At 69.5% G+C, this 6,233-nt stretch carries 6 protein-coding genes; 4 read left to right on the top strand and 2 right to left on the bottom strand.

The annotated features are described in order from the left end of the window. The 3 genes from GTY56_RS04940 to GTY56_RS04930 form a co-directional block, all read left to right on the top strand. Positions 1-705 (top strand): glycoside hydrolase family 6 protein (locus tag GTY56_RS04940; protein WP_202509725.1); only part of this gene is annotated, 705 nt, incomplete at its 5' end. A gap of 131 nt (positions 706-836) precedes the next feature. Then, positions 837-1,733: a class I SAM-dependent methyltransferase gene (locus tag GTY56_RS04935; RefSeq protein WP_161362829.1), complete on the top strand. Its 897-nt coding sequence runs from the start codon at positions 837-839 to the stop codon at positions 1,731-1,733. An 83-nt stretch (positions 1,734-1,816) separates the two neighbouring features. Continuing rightward, entirely contained in the window at positions 1,817-2,518 is a 702-nt protein-coding gene (locus GTY56_RS04930; RefSeq protein ID WP_161362827.1) for an SDR family oxidoreductase, read from the top strand. A 69-nt stretch (positions 2,519-2,587) separates the two neighbouring features. On the opposite strand, the gene GTY56_RS04925 is transcribed toward GTY56_RS04930, so the two are convergent. Then, positions 2,588-3,379, bottom strand: coding sequence for an aldo/keto reductase (locus tag GTY56_RS04925; RefSeq protein ID WP_161362847.1), 792 nt, complete (start codon positions 3,377-3,379; stop codon positions 2,588-2,590). A 157-nt stretch (positions 3,380-3,536) separates the two neighbouring features. After that, positions 3,537-5,363, bottom strand: coding sequence for an AMP-dependent synthetase/ligase (locus GTY56_RS04920; RefSeq protein ID WP_161362826.1), 1,827 nt, complete (start codon positions 5,361-5,363; stop codon positions 3,537-3,539). A gap of 416 nt (positions 5,364-5,779) precedes the next feature. Between GTY56_RS04920 and trxA the strand changes: the two genes are divergently transcribed. Next, entirely contained in the window at positions 5,780-6,106 is a 327-nt protein-coding gene (gene trxA / locus GTY56_RS04915; RefSeq protein WP_161362824.1) for a thioredoxin TrxA, read from the top strand. The last annotated feature ends 127 nt before the right edge of the window (positions 6,107-6,233 follow it).

The following is a 6,233-nucleotide window of genomic DNA, read 5'->3' as shown; positions in this document are numbered from 1 at the left end:
CACCACGGCTGGATCGGCTGGGACGACAACTTCGGCCCCACCGCCGCCATCATGAAGGAGGCGGCGACCGCCGAGGGCGCCACGGTGAACGACGTCCACGGCTTCATCACCAACACGGCGAACTACAGCGCCCTGAAGGAGAACAACTTCACCATCAACGACACCGTGGCCGGCAAGTCCGTCCGCGAGTCGAAATGGGTCGACTGGAACCGCTACCTCGACGAGCTGTCCTACGCCCAGGCCTTCCGCAGCCAGCTGGTCTCGGCGGGCTTCAACTCGAACATCGGCATGCTGATCGACACCTCTCGCAACGGCTGGGGCGGCGCCGCACGGCCCACTGGCCCCGGCCCGAAGACGAGCGTCGACGCCTACGTCGACGGCGGGCGCTACGACCGTCGCTTCAACGGCGGCAACTGGTGCAACCAGTCCGGAGCCGGCCTCGGCGAGCGCCCGCAGGCGGCCCCGGCGGCCGGGATCGACGCCTACGTGTGGATGAAGCCGCCGGGTGAGTCCGACGGGGCGAGCAAGGAGATCCCGAACACTGAGGGCAAGGGCTTCGACCGCATGTGCGACCCGACCTACGAGGGCAACCCGCGCAACAACTACAACATGTCCGGTGCCCTGCCGGACGCGCCGATCTCCGGGCACTGGTTCTCCGCCCAGTTCCGGCAGCTGATGCAGAACGCGTACCCTCCGCTGTCCTGACCCGTCCGTGCTGAACCGCTGATCCGCCGGGGCCCCGCGCCCCGGCGGATTTTGCGGGACCGGCAACAGCAGTGGCCTCCGCACGGTGCGCCGTCGCACGCTGACCGCATCCGAGCGAGAGGCTGACCACCATGGCGCACCACCACCACGACCACGAGCGGGGCCACGGCCCGCACCACGGCCACACGGACCTCGACTGGGCCGAGATGGGCCCGATGCTGGAGTCCTCGGCGGAACTGTTCGCGTCCCTTTACGAGCGGGCCCTGGGCTGGCTGGCGCAGGAGGTGACCGAACCGGGTCTGATCGTCGACGCGGGCAGCGGGCCGGGTGTCGTGTCCTGTCTGTTCGCGGAGACGTTCCCGGGCGCGCGGATCGTGGCGGTGGACGGATCCGAGGGGCTGCTGGAGCGGGCCCGGGCGCGGGCCGAGCGGCAGGGGGTCGCCGACCGGTTCGGCATCATCACGGGTGAACTACCTGATGTGCTGGGCGAGTTGGACTACCCAGCCGATCTGCTGTGGGCGAGCCGCAGCCTGCACCACCTCGGCGACCAGCGGGCGGCGCTCGCCGCGTTCGCGCAGCGGCTGGCACCCGGCGGCACGCTGGCCCTCATGGAGGGCGGTCTGCCGCTGCGGTTCCTGCCGCGCGACTTCGGCATGGGCCGGCCCGGTCTCCAGGCGCGGATCGACGCGGTGGAGGCGGAGTGGTTCACCCGGATGCGCACCGACCTGCCCGGCCACGTGGCCGAGACCGAGAACTGGCCCGCCCTGCTCGCCGCCGCCGGGCTGAAGCACACGAGGACGCACAGCTTCCTGCTCGACCTCCCGGCGCCCGCCTCCGACCGGGCGCGTGCCTATGTCGTGGCGTCCCTGTCGCACATGCGCGACAAGCTCGCCGAAGGCCTCGACGCCGAGGACCTGGCGACCGTCGACCGCCTGCTCGACCCGGACGACGAGGCGAGCCTGCACCACCGTCCGGACGTGTTCGTCCTGGAGGCCCACACGGTCCACACGGCGGTCCGGCCCGCGTAGCCGCGGCTGCCCTTGACTTCGAGAGCGCTCCAAGTGATGGACTCCCCGGCATCGCACACCGGCCCACACCACAGGGGGAATCCATGTCCGACTCTCAGGTCGCGCTCATCACCGGGGGAGGCAGCGGGATCGGCGCCGCGGTCGCGCGGCAACTGCTGGACGCCGGGTACCGGGTGGCCGTCACCGGGCGGGGGGAGGAGCGGCTGCGGGCGTTCGCCGAGGAGCTGGGGCGGCCCGACGGGCTGCTGACGCTCGTCGGCGACACCGCCGTGTACGAGGACGTCCAGGCCGCGGTCGACACCACTGTGAAGACCTTCGGGCGGCTCGACACGGTCGTCGCCAACGCCGGTTTCGCCACCCACGACACGGTCGCGGAGGGCGACCCGGCCGGCTGGACCGACATGGTGCTGACCAACGTCCTCGGCCCGGCTCTGCTGATCAGGGCGTCCATCGACGCGTTGAAGGAGACCCGCGGCCGGATCGTCCTGGTGGGCAGCGTCGCCGGGTTCGTGCACGGGCCGGGCAACATCTACGGGGCGACGAAGTGGGCGGTGACCGGGCTCGCCGAGAACACCCGGCGGCAGGTCACCGAGTGGGGCGTGGGCGTCACCCTGGTCGCGCCCGGCCGGACGGAGACGCCCTTCTGGGACTCCTATGGCAGCCTCCCGCCCGGCCACCTCCTCACCGCCGGCCAGATCGCCGACTCGATCGTCTGGGCGATGCGGCAGCCGGACGGGGTCGACGTCAACACGGTGGTCGTACGGCCGGTGGGGCAGCCGGTCTGAGGCGCGGAGCGGCAGCGCCCCGGCCAGGAGCCCCTCACGGGACCCGGGCCGGGGCGCTGCCGGTGCGGCTCAGGCGCCGTTGAACTCGGCCGGGTCCGGGCCGATGCGGCGGTCCTCGTTCAGCGCGCTGATCGCCGCGAGGTCCTCGTCGTCGAGGCTGAAGTCGAACACGTCGATGTTCTCCTTGATCCGCGACGGGGTCACGGACTTCGGGATCACCACGTTGCCCAGCTGGATGTGCCAGCGCAGCACGACCTGGGCCGGGGTGCGGTCGTGCTTGCGGGCGATGGCCACGATCGCCGGGACCTCCAGCAGCCCCTTGCCCTGGCCGAGCGGCGACCAGGCCTCCGTGGCGATGCCCTGCTCCGCGTGGTAGTCGCGGGAGGCGCCCTGCTGAAGGTGCGGGTGCAGCTCGATCTGGTTCACCGCCGGGACGACCGACGTCTCACCGATCAGCTTCCGGAGGTGCTCGGGGAGGAAGTTGGAGACGCCGATGGCCCGGATCCGGCCGTCGGCGTGCAGCTTCTCGAACGCCTTGTAGGTGTCGACGTACAGACCCCGCTCCGGCGTCGGCCAGTGGATCAGGTACAGGTCGACGTAGTCCAGGCCGAGCTTTTCCAGCGACGTGTCGAAGGCGCGCAGCGTGGAGTCGTACCCCTGGTCGGCGTTCCAGAGCTTCGTGGTGACGAAGAGCTCCTCGCGGGGGACGCCGGAGCCGGCGATGGCCTTGCCGGTGCCCTCCTCGTTGCCGTAGATCGCCGCTGTGTCGATGCTGCGGTACCCGGCCTCCAGCGCCGTCGCGACGGCCGTCTCGGCCTCGTCGTCCGGCACCTGCCAGACGCCGAAGCCCAGCTGGGGCATCTCGACGCCGTTGTTCAGGATGATCGGGGGGACCTTGCTCACGAGCTCTCGATCCTTCGGTAAGTGGTCAGGTGTACTCCCATCGTCAACGATCACGCGCGGTGATGCATTCCTGACGGGAGAATTCCGAAGCCACACCTGCCCCGCGAGGCGTATGTCACGCCCGGTAGAGCGCTTCGACCTCGTTCTCGTACGCCTTCTCGATCGCCTTCCGCTTCAGCTTCAGGGACGGGGTCAGCAACCCGTGCTCCTCCGTGAACGGCTGGGCCAGTATGCGGAAGGTGCGGATCGACTCGGCCTGCGAGACGAGCGTGTTGGCGGCGACCACCGCGCGGCGCACCTCCGTCTCCAGATCAGCGTCGCGCACCAGCTCCGCCGGGGACATCTGCGGCTTGGCCCGCATGGCCAGCCAGTGCTCCACGGCCTCCTGGTCGAGGGTGACCAGGGCGGCGACGTACGGGCGGTCGTTGCCCACGACGATGCACTGGTTGACCAGCGGATGGTCCCGGACGCGTTCCTCCAGCACCCCGGGCGAAACGCTCTTGCCACCGGACGTGACCAGGATCTCCTTCTTGCGGCCGGTGATGGTCAGGAAGCCGTCCTCGTCCAGCGCGCCGAGGTCGCCGGTGGCGAGCCAGCCGTCGTGCAGGGTGGCGTCGGTGGCCTTCTGGTTGTTGAGGTACCCCTGGAACACGTTCTCGCCGCGCAGCCAGATCTCGCCGTCGTCCGCGATGTGCACGGTCATGCCCGGGATGGGCTGCCCGACCGTGCCGAAGCGGGTCCGCCCGGGCGGATTGGCGGTCGCGGCGGCCGTGGACTCCGTCAGGCCGTAGCCCTCGTAGATGTGCACACCCGCGCCGGCGAAGAACAGCCCGAGCCGGCGGTCCATCGCCGAGCCGCCGGACATGGCGTGCTTGATCCTGCCGCCCATCGCGGCGCGGATCTTTCCGTAGACCAGCTTGTCGAACAGCTGGTGCTGCATGCGCAGGCCCGCAGACGGACCGGGGCCGGTGCCCCAGGCCTTGGCCTCCATCGCGTCCGCGTACTTGATGGCGATGTCGACGGCCTTCTCGAAGGGGCCGGAGCGGCCCTCCTTCTCGGCCTTGCGGCGGGCCGCGTTGAACACCTTCTCGAAGATGTACGGCACGGCCAGGAAGAACGTCGGCTTGAACGCGGCCAGGTCGGGCAGCAGGGCCGCCGCGTTCAGCTGCGGCTGATGCCCGAACTTCACCTTGCCGCGGATTCCCGCGACCTGGACCATCCTCCCGAAGACGTGCGCGAGCGGCAGGAACAGCAGGGTCGCCGCCTCGTCGCCGCGCCGGGAGTGGAACACCGGCTCCCAGCGTTCGATGACGGTGTCCGCCTCGTACATGAAGTTGCCGTGCGTGATGACACAGCCCTTGGGGCGGCCGGTGGTGCCCGAGGTGTAGATGATCGTGGCGACCGAGTCGGGTGTGACGGCCTGCCGGTGGCGGTGCACCATCTCGTCGTCGAGGTGCGCGCCCGCGTCGTACAGCTCGTGCACGGCGCCGGAGTCGAGCTGCCACAGCCGGCGCAGCTGGGGCAGCCGGTCGATGACGGTGGCGATCGTCATCGCGTGGTCCTCGTGCTCCACGACGGCGGCCGTCACCTCGGCGTCGTACAGCATCCAGAAGCACTGCTCGGCGGAGGACGTCGGGTAGACCGGCACGACCTGGGCGCCGATCGTCCACAGCGCGTAGTCGAACAGGGTCCACTCGTAGCGCGTGCGGGACATGATCGCGACCCGGTCGCCGAACCGGATGCCGCTCGCCAGCAGCCCCTTGGCCAGCGCGAGCACCTCGTCGCGGAACTCGGCGCTGGTGACGTCCCGCCACTGGCCGGAGTCGTCCTTGCGGCCCAGGGCGATGTGCAGCGGGTCTTCCTGGGCATGCTCGAAGACCACGTCGGCCAGACCGCCCACCGGAGGCGCCAACGCCAACGGAGGGATGGTGAACTCGCGCAAACCCCGCTCCCCGCTCCTCAGCGCTCCTGTCGAGTGACGTCCCGCACAGCGCCGTGAAAGCTACCCCACCCGGCCAGGGGGCGGGAGGGGGTGCGAAGGCGGGCATCGCTCCGGTCCACGCCGGTCAGCCAGGGACAAAGCGCTCACTTGAGGAAGGGCCGGACACAATCCTGACGGTTGAGTAAGTTTCGGTGCCGTAATCTCCACCGAATCTGTACGAGTGTGTCCTCTGACAGCGAAGTTGGACCGATTGCCAGTGAAGCTGGATGGAGCCCACGGCAGCTCCTCGGGGCTGGCGTGGGGAAGGTGCCTGCGCGGGAGGTTGGTCCTTTCGGCGGCGTTGAGTGGAAGCCTGCTGCTGGTAGCGGTGCCATGGGCGTGGTGTATCGCGTAGACAGCCGCTGTGAGGAGTGCCGATGCCTGAGCAGATCTTGCATGTGACCGACGCGTCGTTCGAGGGGGACGTGCTCAGGTCGGCCCAGCCCGTGCTGCTGGAGTTCTGGGCACCGTGGTGTGGGCCGTGCAAGATGATCGCCCCGCTTCTCGACGAGGTGGCCAAGGACTACGGCGACAAGCTCAAGGTTGCGAAGATCGACGTGGACCAGCACCCGGCTACGCCGGCGAAGTTCGGCGTCCGAGGCATCCCTACCCTGATCATTTTCAAGAACGGGGTTGTGGCGCTGACAAAGGTGGGTGCACTGTCGAAAGCCCAGATCACCGCGCTTGTCGACAGCCACGTCTGACCGGCACAGGTCACGCTCCCGACAGCCTCCGACCACGCCATAGTTGTCCAACTTGCTTGGCAATAGGTCCATGTTCAGTGACAGAGGGCAGTCTGGCCTCCGCGCCTGAACTGATCACCCATGGTCA

Source organism: Streptomyces sp. SID5643 (assembly GCF_009872555.1).
Classification (GTDB): domain Bacteria; phylum Actinomycetota; class Actinomycetes; order Streptomycetales; family Streptomycetaceae; genus Streptomyces; species Streptomyces iakyrus.
This window is presented reverse-complemented; position numbering and strand designations above follow the sequence as displayed.

Coding starts and splice junctions, on each gene's coding strand:
- GTY56_RS04935 (WP_161362829.1), top strand. CDS start 837: ATGGCGCACCACCACCACGACCACGAGCGGGGCCACGGCCCGCACCAC.
- GTY56_RS04930 (WP_161362827.1), top strand. CDS start 1,817: ATGTCCGACTCTCAGGTCGCGCTCATCACCGGGGGAGGCAGCGGGATC.
- GTY56_RS04925 (WP_161362847.1), bottom strand. CDS start 3,379: ATGCCCCAGCTGGGCTTCGGCGTCTGGCAGGTGCCGGACGACGAGGCC.
- trxA (WP_161362824.1), top strand. CDS start 5,780: ATGCCTGAGCAGATCTTGCATGTGACCGACGCGTCGTTCGAGGGGGAC.